Here is a 21,768-nt window from a genome sequence, read left to right as displayed (position 1 = left end):
TGCGAATGATTTTATTATCTGGAGGTTCGGGTAAACGTCTATGGCCCTTATCCAATGTGAACCGCCCCAAGCAGTTTCTTTCTATTTTACGTCATGATGAACGTCCAGAAAGCATGCTGCAACGAATATGGAGGCAATTAGATGAGGCGAATTTGGCAGATGAGGCCTATTTTTCAACGAGTGGAACTCAGGCCGAGCTGATTCGGGGGCAAATTGGCGGAGATGCTGTAGTGATTGAGGAGCCGACTCAAAGGGATACCTTCCCGGCCATTTCTCTGGCTACGGCCTACTTGCATGACGTTGCAGGCGCATCACGCGATGAGATCGTAGGGGTCATGCCTGTGGACGGGTATGCTGGGGATGAATTTTTCGAGCATCTGCGTAGGCTTCCTTCGATATTAGAGCAATCAGGAAGCCATATCGCATTAATGGGGGCTGCCCCAACGGAGCCCTCAGATAAATACGGATATATTGTGCCTTCAGCCTCTCCTTCACTTGACCAGCCATATTATAGGGTTAGTTCATTTGTAGAAAAGCCGGATCTGATCCGTTCAGAAGCGTTGATCCGTGAAGGGGCCTTATGGAATTGCGGGGTGTTTGCTTTTAGACTGGGCTTTTTGTTGGATATTCTGGAGCAAATGGGTTTACCAGCCGACTATGAATCTCTTTCGACAAATTACGCAGACTTACCTAAAACTAGCTTCGATATTGCGGTAGTAGAGCATACTCATAAGCTCTCCGTGCTTCCCTATCATGGAGAGTGGAGAGACTTGGGCACATGGGATTCTTTGGTACGGGAAGTAAGTTCGAAGCTGAGTGGCCCGGGATATATTTCAGAAGCTTCACATGACTCGCATATCATCAATGAACTGGAGATTCCGGTTAGCATCTGGAATGTTCCAGACATTATTGTCGTTGCTGGTCCAGATGGCGTGCTGGTTACGGATCGACAGTCGTCAACAGGAATTAAGGATATGGTGGCAGAAATTGAAATCGGCCCGCGTTTTGAGGAGCGCTTCTGGGGAAAGCAAACCGTATTATCCCATCAACAGGCGGCAAGTGGATTGCAGACAGTGACCAAACGCGTGGTCATTTCAAATGGGAGATTTATCAGCTATCATGAGCATCAGTTTCGTAAAGAAGTTTGGACTATAGTTTCTGGAACCGGGAGCGTCTCTATCAATGGCGTGACACAGACAGTCAGCCCTGGTGAGGTCATCGTCATAGAACCCGGTACAAAGCATTTTATAGGGGCAGTAGAGGGAGATTTAGAATTCATTGAGTCACAAATCGGACATATCGTATCCGAAACGGATATTATCCGATATGAATTTCCTGATTCGATTGACGATCATACTCTATGAAGTGTCTACAATATAGGGACTGATAGATACGAACGAGGTTTATCAGAAGGCAGTGAAGAGTAGTAGGAACTATTTTTTATTAGAGCTTAGATGACCTGTACATTCCTAAAAAAGGTATTCATGCGTTACACGAATGAATACCTTTTTTTGCATAAACAGTTCTTTGTGTGCGTAATGAAATGGATAGAAAAGAGACTTATAAAATAAGTTTCTTGGAGGTCAGCCACTCTTTTACAGCGTCTGTACTGAGATCTCTTTTAGGCGTCCATTCTATTTTATCAACCAGCTTGCCGTTTCTGAATTCTGCAATGGTGGGGGTGTATTTAACGCTGTAATCCTCTTTGAATTTATTCCATTGGGGCTTGTCCTTATGGATTTTGTGAACGTTCAAAAAAGTAATTTTAGAGCCTAGATTATACTGTTCGATCATCTTGTTAAAGTTAGGCTCAAACCGATTGCAGTCGCCACAACTCGGTCTGCCGACATAGATAAATACACTTTGATCCTGTTGAATCAAACTCTTAAAACCATCAAATGTAACCGCATTCAAGTGGTCATATATTTCTGGGTAATTGCTTTTGCTCGCTTGGATTTCTTTGTCTTTTTGTTGAACAACCTGCTCTAGGTCTTGAAATTTAACTACAGCTGAAATAGCGATACCAATGACAAGCAACACAATGACACTTAACCCGGCGATATATCCTTTTTTCACAGAAATCCTCCTTTTTTTACATTCTTACACTTACAATAAATGATATTTCCATTTTTCGCTGTAACACTTGTCTCATTATGTATAAAAAAAGAAGCTTTCCATGGGGAAAGCTTCTTTAATCAGCATTTTGCATAATTCGATTCCCAACGCTTGTAAGTACAGTATATAGACGAACTAAAGCGTTTCGATCTATATACTGCTGATTTGAAAACGCTCCTGGGATTTATGCAAAATGCTCTAGTCTGAAAGTTAAACGTTAGACCACAACAGTCAACAAGTAATCCTCACGCTTCACTTCAGTTTCCATTGTGTTCAACACATCCAGGTATTGAGCGGAATTTGTTACGATAATCGGCGTAGCCGTAGTATAGCCTGCCGCCTTAATTTGCTCGATATCAAATTCAAGCAACAGTTGTCCTTGCTTAACTATATCGCCTTCCTTGACGCGCTTGTCAAAGAATTGTCCTTTCAGCTTCACTGTATTAACACCCACGTGAATCAGAATTTCTGCTCCGTCATTGGAAGTAATACCGATGGCATGTCCGGTCGGGAATACTGTCGTAATCGTTCCATTGACAGGAGATGTCAGCACACCCTCTGTAGGATCAATCAGGATTCCTTTCCCCATAGCACCTGAAGCAAAAGCAACATCAGAAGATTGTTCCAAAGGCAATACTTTACCTTGCAGTGGGCTTACGAGAATTTCTTTCTCGATTGCCACTTCTTTCTTTACGGGTGCAGCTTCTGTTTTTGCAGTTTCTTCTTTTGGATCATCAAAGCCCAAAATCATAACCAATACAACTGCAAGTACAAAGGCAACGAGCAAACCGATGACTACCCACAAGAATCCAGGTCCGAAATAAGTCGGCAACGCCAGTAGACCCGGTAATGCAAAGGATTGTGCGTGCGCTCCGCCAGAAGCGATAATCGCCCCGCCGATTGCTCCGGAAATACAAGCATAAATGAACGGCTTTTTCAATTTTAAAGTTATTCCATAAATTGTTGGTTCTGTAATCCCAAAAATAGCGGCCAGCGTAGAGGAACCTGCCAAAGCCTTCATCTGAGTGTTCCGGGATTTCAGGAATACCCCCAATGTTGCACCAGCCTGAGAAAGTACGGCTGCTGTAAGCATCGGAAGCATCGTGTCATAGCCCAATGTTGCAATATTCGACAGCATGACTGGAACGAAGCCCCAGTGTACGCCGAAAATAACAAACACTTGCCAGAATGCCCCGGCAACAGCCCCGGCAATTAGTGGGCTTAAATTGTATACCCATGTAAAACCGTTTGCCAAGCCCTGACTGATCAGGTTACCTACTGGACCAAAGGCCAGAAATGTTAACGGAATAACGACCAGGAGCGAAAGCATCGGCACGATAATGTTTTTAACCGATTGATGGATAAAGGAATTGAACCAGCGCTCCACATAGGACTGAACCCAGACCGCGAGAATAATTGGAATGACACTGGAACTGTAATTAATCAGAATGATCGGAATACCTAAAAACGCCAATCTTTCTGGGTTGCTTACCGCCGTTATAACTGCTGGATAGACCAGAGCTCCAGCGATTGCCACCGATACAAAGGTGTTTGTCTTAAATTTACGGGACGATGTAATAGCCAAAAACACAGGTAGAAAATAGAAAACACTGTCGGAAGCTGCACTTAGGATCAGGTACGTACCGCTTTTATCATTAATCCATTGAAAAGATAAAATTAACGCCAGTAGCCCTTTAAGCAAACCCGCCCCGGCAAGAGCACCGAGAATGGGAGAAAAAATGCTGGAAATGATATCGACCGCTTTGCCAAGAAAATTCGTTTTTTCAGAAGATTCTTCCTTTTTGGCATTGGGATTATCTGCATCCTGCAAATTCGTTTCTGCCATCATATGCTCAAACACTTGACCTACATTGTTACCGATGACCACTTGAAACTGGCCGCTGCTTTCCACTACTGTAATGACACCAGGGGTTGCTTCCAGTGCGGCTTTGTCTGCTTTTGTACGATCATTTAATTTAAATCTCAAGCGTGTAGCGCAATGGAACACCGAATTGACATTCTCTTCGCCACCAACGAGGGTCACTATTTTTTTAGATAGTTCTTTATCACTCATGTTCAGAACTCCTTATGGGTTATTCTTGCTACTGATAGGATTTACTGTTTACATCTGTTGCTAAGATGCGCCGGCGTGCACCTTTTTAAACTTGTAAACAAGAAAAACCTAAACTCGTGGTGAAAACTACGCACTCTCCTATAGAGGAACGTCGATTTCACCATCAGTTTAGGTTTTGCCTGCCTTACCAGTCACAATCCATGAACGATGAGGATATGAAGTTGTTAATCTTATATGTTATTACGCTCAGTTACCCGATGAATATGGATAGTTAGATATACGTATTCATCCTTGCTTAAATATTGATCGTATGTTTTTTCCAGATACTCATTGATCTTTTGGGCACAAGCAAAAGCTTCGGTATACGTCTGCTTCACCTGGTTGTACAAAAATTCTTCACCACTGTGAATGACTTCTTTGCGAATCACTCGCATCGCAAAATATTGCAAATGTGTCAAAAATCTCGAATAGCTAAAAGAAGACTCATCCAGCACAATTCCGTAATGATACGTAATAATGTTCAATATATGTTGGACAATCTCAGTCATTTTCAGTGTAGATTTCATTTCGTTACCGTCGATCCGTGCATTCACCATATGCAATGCAATAAATCCTGCTTCATCTTCGCCCAATTTTACTCCGAGCGTATTTTCAATTTTTTGAAGAGCATCCAGTCCAACTGCAAATTCTTTTTTGTAGAAGCGTTTAATTTCATACAGCATCGCGTTTTGGAGTGCCAGTCCTTTTTCTAGCCGTTGTATGGCAAAATGAATATGGTCGGTCAACGTTAAATAAATATTATCGCTTAACTCCGTATCCAGCACTTCCGTTGCATGGGTTACGATTTCATTCACGACCTCCAGATGAGACACTGGAATATCGTTCAGCAGTTCAGTTAGTTTAGCCGTGAACTCGTTTTCATTTAACATGAAAATCTTATCTATTTTATCATCATCGACTTGATCGCCAGCCACCTTTTTGAAGGAAATACCTCTTCCCATCACGATGACCTCTTTGCCTTTATCGTTTTTAGTCAATAGGACGTTGTTATTGAGCACCTTCTCAATAATCATTGAAGTTCCCCCTCCCATCCTTTACCAATAAAAAATGCCTAAGCACAATTCAACACTATTGTTAGCAATAGCACTCAATTGAACTCAGGCATTGCCCGCATCACCGGTCACAATCCTTCGATATAGTGCTATTGTAGCACAAAAAAAAGCGATTTCAACATATTTTATTCTGATTCGACAAAAAATATTTCATATCAAGGCCCTTTTGCCTAATTTGCAAGTAAATCGTTACCTTACGTGGTCGTACGTTCAATGAGGCAGTACTCTAGCGAATGAAGCTCCATTTGGCGTCCAATCAGCTGAGGGGAAAGCATGAAAAAAGCATTTTGTGCTTGAGCCATGATGGGATTTTGAATCGTTGTAATCCCCATCGTATGCGCCAGCTCCGTGTTATCGAATCCGACAATCGCCAGATCTTCCGGTACGTTCAGCCGTTGTCTGCGTGCTTCGCAGAGAATGCCCACTGCTACATAATCGTTAGCACATAAAATAGCCTCTGGGAATTCTTCCCGACGCTGTAACAAATCCCGTACGACCTGTTCGCCATCACGGATATTATAAATAGAAGAGTGATTCCAGTGTTGCAACACTGGCAGATTGTTCTCACTCATGATCTGTTCGTAGGCTCGTTGTCTGCTATGGGTATTGATGCTGCTCGGACGACCAAAAGCGTTGGCTATACGAGTATAGCCTTTTTGTATCAAATGTTTTAGCGCTAACATATATCCTTCATACTGATCCATAGCGACGGAGCGAATATCGGTATGCTCCATTCGTTGCCACGAAACGATCGGGCCATATTTGCAATAGGTACTCAAAAAATCAGTGTCATTCACGCAGGAAATGATGACCAGCGCATCGACTCTTTTTCTTTTTAAATCCTCAAAGGCTTGAAGCTCTTTCTTTTTGTCTTCTCCCGAAGTATAAATAATGGTTTGGAATTCATACTGGCCGGCTACTTCCACAAAGCTGTCCAGAAAAGCCAGAACAATTTCATTAATAGTTGAAGTAATGATACCGATCTGAAGCGTCTGACCCTTGGATAGAGAAATGGCATTCCGATTAGGAACATAATCCAATTCCTGCATGATTTTTAAAATCTTAGTTCTTGTTTCGTGACTGACATGGGGGGACTGATTTAATACTCTGGATACCGTAGCTTTGGAAAAGCCCGCCAGTTTTGCAATTTGATCAAGATTCGACATGGTGCTTCTCCTCACATAAGAAAAAAATACTTGACATGAAACGCGTTACAACGATTAGGATGCTTATGAAGGCATTACGTCTATTTTAAAGCAACTGTCAATGCTTTTCAAAGGAGAACGGTTACTGTCCGGCGGCAAAGTTGTCGAAGTGCTACTCCCTGCACCAAAGGGGTATTATTTACTAGACCAAAGTAAAAATCTTAAATACGGAAAGAGGTTTTTATACTATGACTAAGACATTAAAAGGATTTCCCGAAAATTTCCTGTGGGGTGGTGCAACTGCAGCTAACCAATTGGAAGGCGCTTTTGACGTAGATGGAAAAGGATTGTCCAGTGCGGACATGGTTGCCTATGTACCCAAAGCAGAACGCAAGAACGATCATGCTATGGAGATTTCGTCCGAGCGACTTGAAGACATTTTGGCAGGCAAAGTCAATGCCCGTTTCCCAAAACGTGAAGGTGTGGACTTTTACCACCACTACAAAGAAGATATTGCATTGTTCGCTGAAATGGGCTTTAAAGTATTTCGTATGTCCATCCACTGGTCGCGGATTTTCCCGAATGGCTATGATGCCGAGCCGAATGAAGCAGGATTGCAATTCTACGACAATGTATTTGATGAGCTGCGCAAATATAATATTGAGCCCTTGGTAACATTGTCGCATTATGAAACACCGCTAGGTCTGACTCAGAAGTATAATGGCTGGCTGGGTCGTGAAGTCATACAACACTACGTAAATTATGCCGAAACGGTGTTTACACGCTATAAGGATAAAGTAAAATACTGGCTGACCTTTAATGAAATCAATGTAATGACCATGAGTCCGTTCACCGGTGGCGGTGTGGTTATTGACCGTGTAGAAAACAAACAACAAGCGATATATCAAGCATTGCATCATCAATTTGTAGCTAGTGCACTGGCGACCAAACGGGGACATGAGATCATCCCAGGCGCTCAGATCGGCTGTATGCTGGCTCGTATGGAAAGCTATCCACATACGTGTAATCCAGCGGATATACTGAAAGCCCAGCATGAAAATCAGATGAACCTGTTCTTTACGGATGTGCATGCCCGTGGGGAATATTCCAACTACATGAATCGTTATTTTGAAGAAAATAATGTTGTTATACACACAGAACCAGGCGATGCCGAAATTTTAAAAAATAACACGGTCGATTATATCTCATTCAGCTACTACATGACCTTGACCGTTTCTGCAGGTCCAGAAGGTGAGAAAGCAGCAGGAAACCTGATTGGCGGGGTGAAAAATCCATATTTACAGTCCTCTGACTGGGGATGGCAAATTGATCCGATCGGTCTGCGTGTTACGCTGAACACGTTATATGACCGCTACCAAAAGCCGCTGTTTATCGTGGAAAATGGCCTAGGTGCTTATGATAAGGTGGAAGAAGACGGATCTGTGCATGACACATATCGTATTGATTACTTGCGTCAGCATATTGTTCAAATGAAGGAAGCAATTGCCGACGGTGTTGATCTGATTGGTTACACCAGCTGGGGTCCTATCGACCTTGTGAGCATGTCTACTTCCGAAATGTCCAAGCGCTACGGATTTATTTACGTCGATCTGGATGATGATGGTAACGGAACGCTCAAACGCTCCAAAAAGGACTCATTTAACTGGTATAAAAATGTGATAGCAACCAATGGTGAAGAATTGTAATTTCATATCATCTCGGGCGGGTATAGCAGAGGACATCCTAAGGATGCAATCTGCTGTACCCGCTTTTTTGATAGACACAATAATAATATTTCAGAGGGCTTCACAAACTTTTCACTTGTAATAAGCTGAAAGTTTTCTGTATAATGAATAAAAATTTCATATGTCTGGTTGATGTTTGCGGGAGATGGAACGAAGGTTCCGACCGAAGGGGCAAAACTCTCAGGTGCTTAGGCTGATTACAGCAACAAGCGGGGACCGTAAACGGACAGAACTCTGGAGAGACCCTTAATTGGGCGCCGAAGGTGCACCGCAGAGAACATCTGCTTAAACTCTCAGGCAAAAGGACAGAGACGCGAATAACCTGTGACAGGGAATGCCCTAGGCTTTTTTATATTAGAGGCAGAAACCTGCGCAAGATGGTTGTATTTTTTCGTGCCTTTAACCTCTCCAGGAGTCGAATCAGCGGATTTGACTCTTTTTTGTTTTCTAATATGCTGGAGGAGCGGGTTGAAATGAATTTGGTACATGTGTTAGAAGCGATTAGCAGTTGGATATGGGGGGCGCCTCTCATCATTCTTGTCATGGGAACGGGGTTGTGGCTGACCATACGTTTGAAGATGCTGCAGGTATTCCGCCTGCCCCTGGCGATCAAGCTGATCGGTAAGGCCCCGAATGAAGGTAGCGGGGATGTAAGTAGTTTTGCGGCTTTGAGTACAGCGTTGGCGGCTACAGTTGGCACAGGAAGTATTGTCGGCGTAGCGACAGCCATTAAGCTGGGCGGGCCGGGTGCCTTGTTCTGGATGGTCGTTGCAGCCTTTTTTGGGATGGCGACGAAATATGCGGAAGGTGTACTTGCGGTAAAATACCGGGTGAAGGACCGGAATGGGCAATTTTCCGGCGGCCCGATGTATTATATTGAGAAAGGTCTGGGACGCCGTTTTAAACCGCTGGCGATGCTGTTTGCTTTTTCGGGCATGCTGGTAGCGTTGTTCGGGATTGGAACGTTTCCGCAGGTCAAAGCGATTGTATCTTCGACTGAAAACAGTTTCGGCGTTCCGCCCATTGTAACGGCCCTGATTATTGCTATCCTTACAGGACTGGTTACTATTGGAGGACTCAAAAGCATTGCCAAGGTATCGACGAAGGTCGTTCCTTTTAAAACAGGCTTGTACGTACTGATCTGTCTCATCGTACTGATTCGGTTTGCTGACCAACTTCCTGCCGCAATTGCGCTGGTGCTCCATTCGGCATTTTCAACTACATCTGCAACGGGCGGATTTGCCGGAGCTACGATTATGCTGGCGATGCGAAGTGGGGTAGCCAGAGGTATTTTTGCCAATGAGGCCGGATTGGGAAGCGCACCGATTGCAGCTGCAGCTGCCAAAACCAAATGGCCTGCGGAGCAAGGGCTAATTTCCATGACAGGCGTGTTTATTGATACGATGGTTATTTGTGTGATGACCGGGTTGACGCTACTGGTTAGTGGTGTGTGGAGCGGGCCTACCGATGCGGGCCTGATGACTCAGCAAGCATTTTCCAGCGCATTCCCGCTGGGGGCAGAACTGCTCACAATCATTCTGATTATGTTCGCGTTCACCACCATGCTCGGCTGGAACTATTACGGGGAACGCTGTGTTGAATATTTGCTTGGGGTCAAGTGGATTAAGCCATACCGTTATCTGTTCATCCTACTGGTTGCCGGGGGCGCGTTCATTAAACTGGATGCGATTTGGCTGCTGGCAGATATCTTTAACGCAATGATGGCTTTCCCGAACCTGATTGCCCTGCTCGGCTTATCAGGAATTGTAGTCGCAGAAACCCGAACCTATATGGATTCTCTGAATTCTAGTAAGAAAAAGGGCATTCTTGCAGGTGCCAGTGTAGGGGCAGCTATCCAAGTAGAAGAAAAAGGACAAACGGTTAATTCATAAATTCCAAAAGGGAGTGCCCTCAGTCATCACAGGCTTGAGGACACTCCCTTTTGAATGTTATAACGATGCGTGCAAAATAGCTGAAATATCTTCTTGATTCAGCTTTTTATAATTACCGAAGCCTCCGTATTCCATTTCACGGGCTGCAATGTTTGCGACTTTTTCCAATTGCTCATCATTAATATTGTAATCGGCCAGGGTGGAAGGGGCACCGAGACTTGTCCAGAATGCACTCAGGCGATCAATCCCCTCCAAAGCAATTTCCTTATCCGTTTTACCAGTGGTATCTAAATCAAACATGCTGAGCATCAGCCGCTTCATGCGTGCAGCATCCTGTTCCACCGTATGTCTCATCCAGTTGGGGAAGAGGATCGCCAGACCGCCAGCATGAGGAATATCATATACAGCGGATAATGCATGTTCAATCGTATGCGAAGCCCAGTCCCCGAAGTAGCCCATTTGCAGTGTTCCGTTAAGGGCAATCGTTCCGGCATATAAAATCGTTTCACGATGCTCGTAGTTGTGCAAATCCTCCAGCAGTTTAGGTGCAGTTTCGATCACGGTTTGCAGCACGGAAAAGCACATACGATCTTGCAACGGTGTATTTTTAACATTGTGAAAATATTGTTCAAACACATGGCTCATCATATCCACCATGCCATATACCGTCTGATCACGTGGCACAGAGAAGGTGTTTTTTGGGTCCAGAATCGAGAATTTCGGATGCGTTACCGCGCTGCCCCATACGTATTTTTCGTTCGTTTCCCAGTTGGTGATAACAGAATCAGGATTCATTTCTGAACCGGTGGCGGCGAGTGTGAGGATGGTGCCGAATGGCAGAGCCTGGGTTGGCATGTGCTTTTTGTTGATAATATCCCACACGTCGCCGTCATATTCAGCCCCTGCTGCGATGGCTTTGGTGCAATCAATAACGCTTCCACCGCCTACAGCAAGTAAGAAGTCGATTTTTTCATTTCGGCAAATGTCGATACCCTTCTTAACGGTGGACAAGCGCGGATTCGGTTCTACGCCGGACAATTCATGAATGTTGAGATGTAGCGGCTCTAACGCGTTTAATACCTGGTCATACAGACCATTTCGTTTGACACTTCCGCCTCCATATACCAGCAAAATGTTTTTGCCGTAATTCAGCAGCTCCTGCTGGAGTTCTTCAATTTGATTGTCTCCAAAAATTAATTTGGTGGGGTTATAATATGTGAATTTGTTCATCTGGTAAGCTTCCCTCAGTTCATAGTTCATAGTTCATGTTCAAATCGTAAATCGCTTAACCTGATTGCCTGTTGGATACCTAACTTCATCATGTAAGCTATTTGAAATGACGATTAGCTATTATACATGAAATGAATAAGGGAATTCAAGTAAATCTAATCTTTGACCGCTCCGGCGGCAAGATCGGAAATAAACTGGCGGCTAATGAAAAGAAATAAAATAATAAGTGGCAGTACAGCCAGCAGGGTGCCCGCAATGACCATCGCATAATCCGTATTGTAAATCCCGTTCAATTGTGACAGTGCAATCTGGAGCGTGAATTTACGTTCATCCGTTAAGACGATTAGCGGCCATAAATAATCATTCCAGGCTCCTATAAAGGTAAATGCGCCGAGAAAAGCGAACGCAGGACGTAGAATAGGCAGTGCTACATTCAAGTACAGTCGAAAAAAGCTGCATCCGTCCATCCGGCCCGCATCCAGCAGTTCCTTTGGAATGGATTCTTCCGCATATTGACGAATCCAGAAAATGCCGAAGGCATTTACCATCCCCGGGATGATAAGCGCTTTGAACGTACCTACCCATCCAAAGGAGGCCATCATGACAAAGGAGGGGACAAGCGAAAGTTGTGAAGGGACCATCATCGTAGCTAGCAGAACGATAAATAGCACTTTTTTGCCCGGAAAATCAAACTTGGCGAATGCAAAACCTGCTAGTGAATCGAAAAACAGAACCAATAGGGTAACAGAACCGGCTACAAAAAGGGTATTAAAAAAGGCTCCGGCAAAATTAATCTGTTGTAATACTCTCGTTATGTTATCCAAGAAGTGGCTGCCAAACCACAATTGTGGTGGAAAACGATAGATGTCTGAGGTTGTACGGGTTGCCATGACGATCAGCCAGTAAAATGGAAACATCGACAGAATGATTCCCACCAACAATCCGGCATATAAAACAAAGGATTTTGCGCGTGTCTGCATCATGTTGTGAAGCTCCTTCCCATCGTTATTTTTTACCTTGAACGAGTTTCCAGTTTATGATGGAGAATAGAGCAATGATGAGGAACATGCCCCATCCGACGGCTGCACCATATCCAAAATAGTTGTTAATGAACGACTCGCGATACAGGTATAAAACGATGGTCATGCCACTTGCCCCGGAACCGCCGTCATTACCGACAAGGACCTGTGGCTCGGTGAAGAGCTGCATACCGCCGATGGTGGACGTAATCACCGTAAACAGAATGACTGGGCGTAGCATGGGGATAGTGATGCGGAAAAAAGCTTGCGCTCCGGTTGCCCCGTCTATTTTGGCGGCCTCATACAGCACATGCGGAATACTCTGGAGTCCGGCCAAATAGATGATTGCGTTATAGCCCATCCATCTCCATACGACCATAGAAGAAATGGCAATTTGGATACCCCATGGCACATTCAACCATTGAACCATGGGTAGTCCCAAGAGTTGCAGAAGGTAGTTGAGAAATCCAAAATTGTTGGCAAATAAGGCACCAAATATGATGGCAACAGCCACAATAGACGTCACATTGGGCAGGAAGAATCCAACTCGCCATAAGGTGCGCATTTTCACAAAAGGGGCATAAAGCAGAAAGGCAATAATCAGTGCGAAGAATAGCATTGGAATCGTGGCGTACACCCAAATCACAAACGTATTGCCTACAGCCTGCCAAAATTCATTGTCTGTCACAAGGTAGCGAAAATTGCCCAAGCCGTTGTAGGTCATGTCTCCGATCCCGTCCCATTTGTGAAACGCTAGATATAATGAAAAACCAATCGGAAACAGTCCAAAGATGCCAAACAGTAGATAAAACGGCGAGATCGCAGCATAAACGGCACGGTGCTTCCAGATTTCTCTCAGCATAATGTCCACACGCCTTTTTTGAATTTTGTTTTTACCGCTGTAATTCCCGTTCGATTCGATCCATTGTTTCCGTCCATAATGCATCGGAATTGGCATCCTGCTTGGCGACATTAGCAAGACGACGGGTCACAATGCCGTGGATGACAGGATAGCGCTCGCCGAAATAGCTGCTTTTCACATGACGTGCGGAGGTGGCAAAGATGAGTCCGGTGGCCTGACCACCAAAGAAAGGCTCGGGTGTCCCCATGATAGGATCGTTATAGACGCCGGGAGTGGACGGGAACAGTCCGATTTTGTGGTAGGCTTCCAGTTGGTGTTCCGGGTTTTGCAGCCAGGTCAGCACTTCAAAGGCTTCTTTGGGATGTTTGCTGGATTTGAGGATAGAAATGAAAGAACCACCCAGGTTGCCGTCTCCTCCAGGAGCACGGGCGACTCTCCATTTGCCCGCTGTATCCGGCGCGGCCTCTGTGAGAACTTGCTTCATCCAGATAGCCCCTACAAAAGAGGCGATTTTGCCGTTATTGACTGAAGCGTTCCATTCGGGAGTCCAGCCATCCGCATTGGCGAGCAGATGCTTCTTGTGGAAATCGACAGCGGTTTTCCAGCCCAGACGGATGTCAGGGGATTGATTGCCGATATAGCTGCCATCTGGCTTGAAGTAAAGGTTTGTATGCTGAGCGAGTACCTGATTGTAAACGTTTACAATATTGTCAGCCAAAAATGAACGGCTTCCGAATTTCTGGCGAAGTTGTTCTCCGGCCGCCATGTAATCATCCCATGTGCGAATGGAGGCACTAACCTTTTCAGGATCACTAGGCAAGCCTGCTTGTTCAAACAGATCACTTCGGTAGAAGAGGGCGGTAGGCCCAGTATCCATGGGAAATGCAATCATTTTACCATCAGGAGTGATCCCTTGATTCCATTTCCATTCCAAATATTGATCCTTCAAGCGGTCTGCTCCGAGTTCCCTTAAGTCATAAAAACGATCCGCACTGGGGAACAGCTCCACCATCCAATCGTTCAGAGCTACGATGTCTGGTTCACCGGAACGAGCTGCGAGCGTTGTCTTCAGTTTGGCTTTGAAGTCACCGCCTATTTTTTGAGTTTTTAATTCAATGTTGGGAAATTGTTTTTCCGCCTGGGCGAGTAGTTCATCGTCAATGGAACGGTTCCAGTACCACAATGTAAGCGTTATCTTTTTTCCGTTTGACAAATTAGTTTCAGATGATTGACTTTCAGAGAACGAGGGTCCACTACAAGCACTGAACATCGTGAGAAAAGCAAGACATAATACCAGCCATTGTACTGTTTTCACATCATTTCCCTCCTTGCTGTCTGAGATAATCTGCCTGCTAAACAAGTTGTAAATGGTTTAGCTCCATCATATGAAGCTGTTACCCATTTATGTGCATTGACTTAACCAAAAACAAAAAAATTGAAACAAAGCATGTATAGAAATTAAATACTCTAAAGATATTGATCTTACTAATCCGAAGAATGATAAAACAATAAGGCAGATATTATGTCAAAAGGTATCTAAATCGTCAATGCTGAGCAATATCTTGGAAAAATCTAATGATGAATTCGAAGAACGATTTCTCTATATCGGTGTGCAGTTCCCCAGTAGGAAAGGACAGATAGATTGTTCGCGTACATCGAGGCTCCCTGATTTGAAGCAGCTTAATGTCTTCGGTTACGACGTTCCTCCACAGGATAGAAGGAATAAAGGAGATGCCAAGTCCTGTTTGAATCAACCCTCTTACCGTAGCCGGATCATCACTTTCAAAGACGATGTTGGGTTCAAAAGGGATGTGAGTAAAAAAGAGGTCCGTTGTTTTCCTAAGCGAATTACCAGGTGTAAGGCTGATAAACTTCTCATGCTCTAGATCTTTCAGGAATACGGTGTCCTGAACGCTCAGAGGGTGAGATTTTGGTACGCCAAGCAAAATTTCCTCCTCCAGCAGGATCGCATGCTCGTTGTCCGCCAACTCTTCGGACGTAATCGCAAAATCGTACGCCGGTCCTTTCTTCATCTTCGCAGGGTGCTGGGTCAGGTTGAATCTAATTTGAGGATAGAGATCGCGAAACTTGCCGACAAGGTTGGGCAATAGCATAGAGCCGACAGCGACGTATAACGTGATGACCTCTACCTTTTCGTTCTTCATTTCTTTGACTTCGGATACGCCTTGCTCTAGTGCTGATAGCGACTGGTTCACTCTTTTCAGGAACTTCTTGCCATATTCATTCAGCACGATATGTTTTCCTTCGCGGTCAAATAGCTGCACACCCAATTCCGTCTCCAGGTTTCTAATCATTTTACTTAAGGCAGGCTGTGAGATAAACAACTCGTTCGCGGCACGTGTGACATGCTCATACTTCGAGGTCACTTGAAAATACTTAAGCTGCAAATAATCCATTATGGAGTAGCTCCTTTATAACCATTAGGTTATCGATTATATGTGAATATATATATTTTACAGGTATTTGCTCACTTATTACAATTGACAATGTAAGAAATTGAATCCGCTAAAGGTGGTGAGATTCTGAACATCGTTTTTACATTTCCCGGCCAGGGGTCACAGGTTCCTGGAATGCTCCAAGATGTGCCCGAGTATGTGAAAAAGGCAACAAGTATCATCGGAAATGAACTGCGTGATGATGAGAAGGCTATGGGCTCAACGGTCTGGATTCAGACGGCACTCTTCGTTAAGGAGACGGCAATAGCCTATCGGTTGATCGAGCAGGGTATCCGGCCCCAATTCGTGGCAGGGCACTCCATTGGTGCATTTCCTGCGGCGGTCATCGCGGGAGTTCTTTCGTTCGAGGATGCGCTTCGGATCGTATGGCTCCGTGCCAGGTTGATGGAAGAAGCCTTCCCTGAAGGCTATGGAATGGGTGTGATTATGGGGCTTACGAAGGCAGAGGTTCAACAAGCCGTGCTTCTCTCCCATAGTGAGGCGACGCCAGTCTATCTCTCGAATATAAACTCAGAGCAACAAATCGTCGTATCCGGATCATTGGTAGGGTTAAATAAAGCATTTATGCAAGTGAAAGAGCTTGGGAGCGCTAAAACGGCGCTTCTGAAGGTTCCGATTCCTTCACACTCCCCGCTGATGTCAGAGGTAGCCAATAAGCTATTGCTGAAAATACACACTTTTTCTTTGCGGGACGCTCAAATACCATATTTGGTGAATCATACGGGCAGAAAGACGAAAGCCAAGGAAAAAATTGCGGAGGACCTTGCCCTAAACGTAGCAAATCCCGTCCAGTGGATGGATATGGCGGCTGTCTGCGTCGAATCGGGAGCTGACTGTTTCATCGAAATGCCGCCGGGCCATACTCTTTCCAGACTTGTTAAGCAAGCCCACAAGAGTACCCGGCAAATGGCCGTGGACGAAATCGGTCTGGAAGCGACTCAGTATCTGATTAGAAAATGGAAGGAGCAAGAAGAATGAATAAAGTACTGCGATCCTGGTCACAAAAACGTGATAAAAAGCAGGAAAAGTTAGGAAAGGTGGAAAAGTGGCTCGACGGAAAATACATCGACTCCTCCCGAATTGTCGACCTGATGGAGGCGCTAATTGATCCAGGCGCGAAGGTCGTCCTGGAAGGAGATAACCAGAAGCAAGCGTCTTTCCTTTCCCAGAAGCTGCTGGAAGTCGATCCTGGCAAAGTGCATGATTTGCATATGATTATGTCCAGCATTTCAAGACCCGAACATTTGGATATTTTCGAGAAGGGCATCGCTGGGAAGCTGGACTTCTCCTACAGTGGCTCCCAAAGCCTGCGTGTTGCGCAAATGATTGATGACGGGATACTTAAGCTCGGTGACATCCATACGTATTTGGAATTGTTCGGACGTCTCTTCATTGACCTTATTCCAGATGTGGTGCTGGTAGCGGCAGACAAATCAGATCGCGAGGGCAATCTGTATACCGGAAACAATACAGAAGAAACTCCGACGATCGTGGAAGCGGCCGCTTTCAAGGATGGGATCGTGATCGTGCAGGTCAACGAAATCGTGGACGAGCTGCCGAGAACCGATATTCCAGCCTCCTGGGTCGACGTCATTGTACAAGCCGACAAACCGTACGCACTGGAAGCACTGTTCACCCGTGATCCGCAGAATATTACTGAACTGCAAATCCTGATGGGCATGATGGCGATCAAGGGTATTTATGGAAAACATCAGGTGCAGTCGCTTAATCACGGCATTGGCTTTAATACTGCAGCGATTGAGCTTTTGCTGCCGACCTATGGTGAACAGCTTGGCCTGAAAGGGAAGATTGCCAAGCACTGGGCCCTGAATCCGCATCCAACTTTGATTCCGGCGATTGAATCGGGTTGGGTCGAAAGCATTCACAGCTTTGGAGGCGAGGTCGGTATGGAGAAATACATTGCGGCTCGTTCAGATGTGTTCTTCGTCGGCAAGGACGGATCTATGCGCTCCAACCGCGCGATGTGTCAGGTTGCAGGCCAGTTCGCTGTAGATATGTTTATCGGATCAACGCTACAAATGGACTGTGCAGGTAATTCGTCTACCGTTACTTCCGGCAGATTGTCCGGTTTTGGAGGAGCGCCGAATATGGGGCATGATCCTCGGGGGCGGCGACATGCGACTCCTGCCTGGCTTGACATGATCGAGCGCCCGACGGAACTCTCCAAAGGCCGGAAATTGGTCGTGCAGATGGTTGAAACATACGGTGCCAACAAAAAGCCAGTATTTGTAGATTCGCTAGATGCCATCAAGGTGAAGGATGAATCTGGTCTTGCCATTACGCCAGTCATGATTTACGGGGATGATGTCACCCACGTCCTTACCGAGGAAGGCATTGCATACCTCTACAAGACGGACAGCATAGAGGAGAGAAAGAAGGCGCTCGCGGCAATCGGAGGCGTAACGCCTTTAGGGATGGAAAGCAATGAGAGCGATGTAAGCCTGCTGCGTGACAGAGGGATCGTGGCCTATCCGGAGGATCTTGGGATCATGCGCAGACAAGCCAAGCGCTCGATGCTGGCAGCACAGACGATTAACGATCTCGTAGATTGGTCAGACGGATTGTATGATCCGCCGGCTAAATTCCGGAGCTGGTCTTAAAGCCATGCTCACGATGAAGCATACAGCTTTCGCGGCTTCTCTGGCTGCCAAAGCTGTAAAGGCACTGATGGAAGAGGCTCTTCTTACGCCCAAGCCTGGACTTGTCGATGCCAGAGACAATGGCTCTCATACAGATATGTCCATCGAGCTAATGCTTGCATCCGCGAGAGTATTGGAGAATACGTTTCGGGAAATAGCCATTGTGTCATACCTTCACCCGGTGGACCAGACTTTGCGCGAAAAGATAGCTCTAATCGGGCGGGAAGGCGAGAAGGTGATGCTCAGTGCAACGAACGGTATCAATACACATAAGGGTGCCATTTGGGCCCTTGGCCTTTTAACCAGTGCACGGGCAGCCTTTCCAAGGGAACGGGATCCACATCAGATTATGAGTATTGCAGGAAGAATCGCATCGTTCCATGACCGGTATCGCCCGGTGCAGCAGACGAATGGACAATCGGTTAAGAAGAGATACGCGGTAGTAGGGGCAGAGGAAGAAGCGAAGCTAGGCTTTCCACACATCCGGGACGAAGCTTTGCCTGCTTTGCTGCGCGCCAGGGCTTGTGGGAAGACAGAGGTGGAAGCACGCATAGAAGCTTTATTGGCCTTGATGGCAAGTGTGGATGATACCTGCATCCTGCACCGCGGTCAGTTGACGGATCTGATGGCGATTCAGAGAATGTCCGCAGCGTTCCTTGCAGCAGACGGATTAAGAACCCAGTCTGGCAGAAAGCTGCTCTACCGCTTGTCCGAGTATTGCAATGTTAGACAACTCTCGCCCGGAGGCAGTGCCGACCTGCTAGCTGCCACATTATTTCTTATCGATTGATACTTTTAATTGGAGGTGTTTCTGAAGGATGGAAAAATTACAGTTTCAATACCAGACTACGAAGCCCATCTGTAAGCCGGCACATATAGGTGTTGTCGGTTCGGGAGATTTGGAGATTATTGTAGAGCCTGTAAAAGGCCAGACCACCAACGTCAGCATTTTAACAGGCAGTGAAGGATTTGGACAAGTATGGGAGAATGTTCTGACCCGTTTTTTTAACCGTTATTCAATTACTGCTAATATTACAGTTCATGACTTCGGAGCTACTCCGGGTGTAGTAATGCTTAGATTTACGCAAATGCTGGAGGTGCTGGATTATGCAGAATAGTTTTGTGGAGCTGAATGGACGCGAGAGAGCCAAAGCGCTGCTGGACGAAGGGACTTTCCGTGAGATACTTGGGCCGTTGGACAAAATCCAATCCCCTCACCTAGAGCCGCAAGGCATTGTTCCTCAGAGCGATGACGGGATCATTCTGGCTCTTGGCGAAATACACAAACAGAAGGTCTTGATCATTTCGATGGAAGGCGCTTTTCAAGGAGGGGGGATTGGAGAAGTCAGCGGGGCCAAAATTTCCGGAGCGCTCGAACTGGCACTGGAAGAGAATAAGAGAGGGAACAAACTATATCCCGTCATGATCTTCGATACAGGAGGGGTTCGGCTACAGGAAGCGAACTATGGGTTGTTGTCGATTTCGGAGGTTGCCACCCAGATCGTTGCCCTGCGTAAATACGTTTCTGTTATCGGATTGATCCCGGGCCGCGTAGGGGCATTTGGGGGAATGTCCATTACAGCAGAATTGTTTACCACTCTGATTGCTACGAAGAAAGCGCGCCTCGGTCTGAACGGGCCGGAGGTCATAGAGCAGGAAGCAGGGGTCATGGAGTTCGATGCAAGCGACAAAGCCTTGATTTGGAACACAATCGGAGCTAACCAGCGCTTCCAAACCGGATTGATTGACGAAATGGTGGAAGACACGACGGATGCAGTTGTCGAAGCGATTGATACTGCGCTCAAGGCACCGGCGAAGCCTGCTAAAACAGAGCAAATCGATTTCTATCTGACCCTGTTAAACACTCTTGATCCTACAGAAGCTTGGACACCTGAGCGCTATCGCGAATTTTACACGCAGATACAGCCTGTGCAGCAGCCTGTCCCGCTGGCAAAAGAGGGTGCGGCCGACATGTCGGATAGTAGAGGTTATCGCTGGTTCTCCCGCTTGACGGACATTGCTCACCCAATCAGCGATGTTCCTTCAGTGCTTGCGGCAGACGTGGATAAGCACGGACAACTGTGCAGATATATCGCCATTGTTCCGAATGCCTCCAACCGATTCCCGCGTGTCAGAAACGGTGAGGTTGGTATGCTTGAAGGCTGGACGGTGGCTCAAATCATCAGGGACGCAATCCGTCAAGATGAGAAAAAAGAAACCAAACGTCCGATCATTGCCATCATTGATGTACCCAGTCAAGCCTATGGCTATAAGGAAGAAATGGTCGGTATCAGTCTTGCCCTGGCTGCAAGTGCAGATGCTTACGCAACCGCTAGATTAGAAGGCCATCCAGTTATCGGTGTGATTGTCGGTAACGCGATTTCCGGGGGCTTCCTCGCGCATGGGCTGCAATCGAATCGTTTGATCGCACTGGATGACAGCAAGGTCAATATTCAGGCCATGTCCAAGGCTTCTGCTGCTCGGATTACCAAGCGGACGATTGCCGAGCTTGAAGAAGCTACCAAGAAAGTTCCAGCTATGGCCTACGATGTTCGTAGCTACAGTACTCTGGGGGCATTATATCAGATGCTGAGCGGTATCCATGCAGACGATCCACAGAGTAGTGATGTAGCCATCGTGGAAAAGACCGTTTCCGAGGCAATCGAGAGTACAAAAGGAGCGCCCCGCGACCTTAGCTTCCGATTGCAGACCAAGGAAGCTATGGCGGGCGGGCGGACTGCAACCCGTGGCGTTCGAGATGCGCTTTTGGAGCAATGGTAATCCATCCACATGATCTGATTGAAGTGTCCAATTTGAAATATCTCTCCTTATATGAAGACAAGGAGTGGGTAACCGCCTCGCTGAGGCGGACCCCCTTTGTGGTCGTTCGTCGAGCCGATCCGTCGGCGGATGGTTGTATTCCCGTCGGAGTACGTGGACAGGAGCGAAATCAACGGGAAGCTGCATTCCTGGACCCGAAGGGGGTGTCCCAGCTCGTGTCTCCCTATGCGATAGTGAAACGTCAGATGTGGAACTCCTTGCCTACAGAGAGACGGCAGCAGCCTGTTCTTCAGTTGATGGACTTGTTAGCAGAAATGATGGCGGATTGGCGCTGGGGGCCAGCGGGAAGTGCGGGATTCGAAATAGCGACAGGATACCCCGCTGTGAAGGCAACCAGTGATCTTGATCTCGTAATAGATGGTTCTGAGACTATTGATTATTCTACAGCTGAAGGCCTCTTGCGCAAGCTGGAGCAGTTGGATGTTCGAATCGATATTCAATTGGAGGTGAAGGGCGGCGCCTACGTCCTGCGCGAAATCCTTGAGAGACGGACCAGCACCGTGGTGCTGCGAACTTCTTCAGGTCCGAAGCTCGTCTGCAATCCTTGGCAATGATGGATGTACTATACCAACGGCAAAAGGGAGGAATGCACGACC

The 21,768-nt window shown here is 46.2% G+C and carries 18 protein-coding genes and 2 riboswitches; of the genes, 9 read left to right on the top strand and 9 right to left on the bottom strand.

The genetic code is table 11. From position 1 onward, the window contains the following. Positions 1-5: 5 nt before the first annotated feature. On the top strand, positions 6-1,364 hold the full coding sequence (locus tag JOE49_RS25590) for a sugar phosphate nucleotidyltransferase (protein ID WP_049827706.1): 1,359 nt from the start codon (positions 6-8) through the stop codon (positions 1,362-1,364). Between the two features lie 196 nt (positions 1,365-1,560). On the opposite strand, the gene JOE49_RS25585 is transcribed toward JOE49_RS25590, so the two are convergent. The 4 genes from JOE49_RS25585 to JOE49_RS25570 form a co-directional block, all read right to left on the bottom strand. Beyond that, a complete protein-coding gene (locus JOE49_RS25585; protein ID WP_209943440.1) occupies positions 1,561-2,076 on the bottom strand; it encodes a thioredoxin family protein in 516 nt (171 codons plus the stop codon). A 256-nt stretch (positions 2,077-2,332) separates the two neighbouring features. Next, positions 2,333-4,189, bottom strand: coding sequence for a beta-glucoside-specific PTS transporter subunit IIABC (locus JOE49_RS25580; RefSeq protein WP_023990002.1), 1,857 nt, complete (start codon positions 4,187-4,189; stop codon positions 2,333-2,335). A gap of 230 nt (positions 4,190-4,419) precedes the next feature. After that, complete coding sequence (licT, locus tag JOE49_RS25575) at positions 4,420-5,262, bottom strand: BglG family transcription antiterminator LicT (RefSeq protein WP_160789160.1); 843 nt, start codon at positions 5,260-5,262, stop codon at positions 4,420-4,422. Between the two features lie 233 nt (positions 5,263-5,495). Then, entirely contained in the window at positions 5,496-6,467 is a 972-nt protein-coding gene (locus JOE49_RS25570; RefSeq protein ID WP_160789161.1) for a LacI family DNA-binding transcriptional regulator, read from the bottom strand. 227 nt (positions 6,468-6,694) lie between these two features. On the opposite strand from JOE49_RS25570, the gene JOE49_RS25565 reads away from it, so the two are divergent. Further along, positions 6,695-8,152 carry a glycoside hydrolase family 1 protein gene (locus tag JOE49_RS25565; protein ID WP_160789162.1) on the top strand — a complete coding sequence of 486 codons (1,458 nt, stop codon included), beginning with the start codon at positions 6,695-6,697 and terminating at the stop codon, positions 8,150-8,152. A gap of 168 nt (positions 8,153-8,320) precedes the next feature. Then, positions 8,321-8,397, top strand: a riboswitch (glycine riboswitch). A gap of 18 nt (positions 8,398-8,415) precedes the next feature. Beyond that, positions 8,416-8,510, top strand: a riboswitch (glycine riboswitch). A 154-nt stretch (positions 8,511-8,664) separates the two neighbouring features. Next, entirely contained in the window at positions 8,665-10,083 is a 1,419-nt protein-coding gene (locus JOE49_RS25560; protein WP_023989998.1) for an alanine/glycine:cation symporter family protein, read from the top strand. 57 nt (positions 10,084-10,140) lie between these two features. On the opposite strand, the gene JOE49_RS25555 is transcribed toward JOE49_RS25560, so the two are convergent. From JOE49_RS25555 to JOE49_RS25535, 5 genes are all read right to left on the bottom strand, one after another. After that, positions 10,141-11,313, bottom strand: coding sequence for an iron-containing alcohol dehydrogenase (locus JOE49_RS25555; protein ID WP_209943438.1), 1,173 nt, complete (start codon positions 11,311-11,313; stop codon positions 10,141-10,143). Positions 11,314-11,468: 155 nt separating this feature from the next. Beyond that, the gene (locus JOE49_RS25550) at positions 11,469-12,296 is read right to left on the bottom strand and encodes a carbohydrate ABC transporter permease (protein WP_023989996.1); all 828 of its coding nucleotides are present in this window, start codon (positions 12,294-12,296) and stop codon (positions 11,469-11,471) included. A gap of 22 nt (positions 12,297-12,318) precedes the next feature. Further along, positions 12,319-13,194, bottom strand: a complete 876-nt coding sequence (locus JOE49_RS25545; protein ID WP_160789168.1) for a carbohydrate ABC transporter permease — start codon at positions 13,192-13,194, stop codon at positions 12,319-12,321. A 31-nt stretch (positions 13,195-13,225) separates the two neighbouring features. Further along, positions 13,226-14,509, bottom strand: coding sequence for an ABC transporter substrate-binding protein (locus JOE49_RS25540; protein WP_209943436.1), 1,284 nt, complete (start codon positions 14,507-14,509; stop codon positions 13,226-13,228). 229 nt (positions 14,510-14,738) lie between these two features. Beyond that, positions 14,739-15,611 (bottom strand): LysR family transcriptional regulator, encoded by an 873-nt coding sequence (locus JOE49_RS25535; RefSeq protein ID WP_023989993.1) that lies wholly within the window; start codon positions 15,609-15,611, stop codon positions 14,739-14,741. A gap of 198 nt (positions 15,612-15,809) precedes the next feature. Between JOE49_RS25535 and JOE49_RS25530 the strand changes: the two genes are divergently transcribed. The 6 genes from JOE49_RS25530 to JOE49_RS25505 are packed head-to-tail and all read left to right on the top strand — an operon-like array spanning position 15,810 to position 21,726. After that, complete coding sequence (locus JOE49_RS25530; RefSeq protein ID WP_341163277.1) at positions 15,810-16,649, top strand: ACP S-malonyltransferase; 840 nt, start codon at positions 15,810-15,812, stop codon at positions 16,647-16,649. Beyond that, complete coding sequence (gene mdcA / locus JOE49_RS25525) at positions 16,646-18,292, top strand: malonate decarboxylase subunit alpha (protein WP_160789167.1); 1,647 nt, start codon at positions 16,646-16,648, stop codon at positions 18,290-18,292. Before JOE49_RS25530 ends, mdcA begins: the two co-directional genes overlap by 4 nt. Before the next feature lie 4 nt (positions 18,293-18,296). Next, positions 18,297-19,121, top strand: a complete 825-nt coding sequence (locus JOE49_RS25520; protein WP_160789169.1) for a triphosphoribosyl-dephospho-CoA synthase — start codon at positions 18,297-18,299, stop codon at positions 19,119-19,121. Between the two features lie 28 nt (positions 19,122-19,149). Next, a complete protein-coding gene (locus tag JOE49_RS25515) occupies positions 19,150-19,449 on the top strand; it encodes a malonate decarboxylase subunit delta (RefSeq protein WP_209943432.1) in 300 nt (99 codons plus the stop codon). Beyond that, a complete protein-coding gene (gene mdcD / locus JOE49_RS25510; RefSeq protein WP_209943430.1) occupies positions 19,439-21,112 on the top strand; it encodes a biotin-independent malonate decarboxylase subunit beta in 1,674 nt (557 codons plus the stop codon). Before JOE49_RS25515 ends, mdcD begins: the two co-directional genes overlap by 11 nt. Then, positions 21,106-21,726: a malonate decarboxylase holo-ACP synthase gene (locus JOE49_RS25505; RefSeq protein ID WP_209943428.1), complete on the top strand. Its 621-nt coding sequence runs from the start codon at positions 21,106-21,108 to the stop codon at positions 21,724-21,726. The genes mdcD and JOE49_RS25505 overlap by 7 nt, the downstream gene beginning before the upstream one ends. Positions 21,727-21,768 lie beyond the last annotated feature (42 nt).

It is taken from the genome of Paenibacillus sp. PvR133 (assembly GCF_017833155.1).
In the GTDB taxonomy this organism is placed as follows: domain Bacteria; phylum Bacillota; class Bacilli; order Paenibacillales; family Paenibacillaceae; genus Paenibacillus; species Paenibacillus polymyxa_B.
This window is presented reverse-complemented; position numbering and strand designations above follow the sequence as displayed.

Excerpts from the sequence above, each read along its gene's own strand:
- JOE49_RS25570 (WP_160789161.1), bottom strand. The coding sequence starts at position 6,467 with ATGTCGAATCTTGATCAAATTGCAAAACTGGCGGGCTTTTCCAAAGCT.
- JOE49_RS25580 (WP_023990002.1), bottom strand. The coding sequence starts at position 4,189 with ATGAGTGATAAAGAACTATCTAAAAAAATAGTGACCCTCGTTGGTGGC.
- JOE49_RS25520 (WP_160789169.1), top strand. The coding sequence starts at position 18,297 with ATGCTCACGATGAAGCATACAGCTTTCGCGGCTTCTCTGGCTGCCAAA.
- JOE49_RS25555 (WP_209943438.1), bottom strand. The coding sequence starts at position 11,313 with ATGAACAAATTCACATATTATAACCCCACCAAATTAATTTTTGGAGAC.
- JOE49_RS25590 (WP_049827706.1), top strand. The coding sequence starts at position 6 with ATGATTTTATTATCTGGAGGTTCGGGTAAACGTCTATGGCCCTTATCC.
- JOE49_RS25565 (WP_160789162.1), top strand. The coding sequence starts at position 6,695 with ATGACTAAGACATTAAAAGGATTTCCCGAAAATTTCCTGTGGGGTGGT.
- JOE49_RS25505 (WP_209943428.1), top strand. The coding sequence starts at position 21,106 with ATGGTAATCCATCCACATGATCTGATTGAAGTGTCCAATTTGAAATAT.
- mdcD (WP_209943430.1), top strand. The coding sequence starts at position 19,439 with ATGCAGAATAGTTTTGTGGAGCTGAATGGACGCGAGAGAGCCAAAGCG.
- JOE49_RS25535 (WP_023989993.1), bottom strand. The coding sequence starts at position 15,611 with ATGGATTATTTGCAGCTTAAGTATTTTCAAGTGACCTCGAAGTATGAG.
- JOE49_RS25550 (WP_023989996.1), bottom strand. The coding sequence starts at position 12,296 with ATGATGCAGACACGCGCAAAATCCTTTGTTTTATATGCCGGATTGTTG.
- JOE49_RS25545 (WP_160789168.1), bottom strand. The coding sequence starts at position 13,194 with ATGCTGAGAGAAATCTGGAAGCACCGTGCCGTTTATGCTGCGATCTCG.
- licT (WP_160789160.1), bottom strand. The coding sequence starts at position 5,262 with ATGATTATTGAGAAGGTGCTCAATAACAACGTCCTATTGACTAAAAAC.
- JOE49_RS25515 (WP_209943432.1), top strand. The coding sequence starts at position 19,150 with ATGGAAAAATTACAGTTTCAATACCAGACTACGAAGCCCATCTGTAAG.
- mdcA (WP_160789167.1), top strand. The coding sequence starts at position 16,646 with ATGAATAAAGTACTGCGATCCTGGTCACAAAAACGTGATAAAAAGCAG.
- JOE49_RS25560 (WP_023989998.1), top strand. The coding sequence starts at position 8,665 with ATGAATTTGGTACATGTGTTAGAAGCGATTAGCAGTTGGATATGGGGG.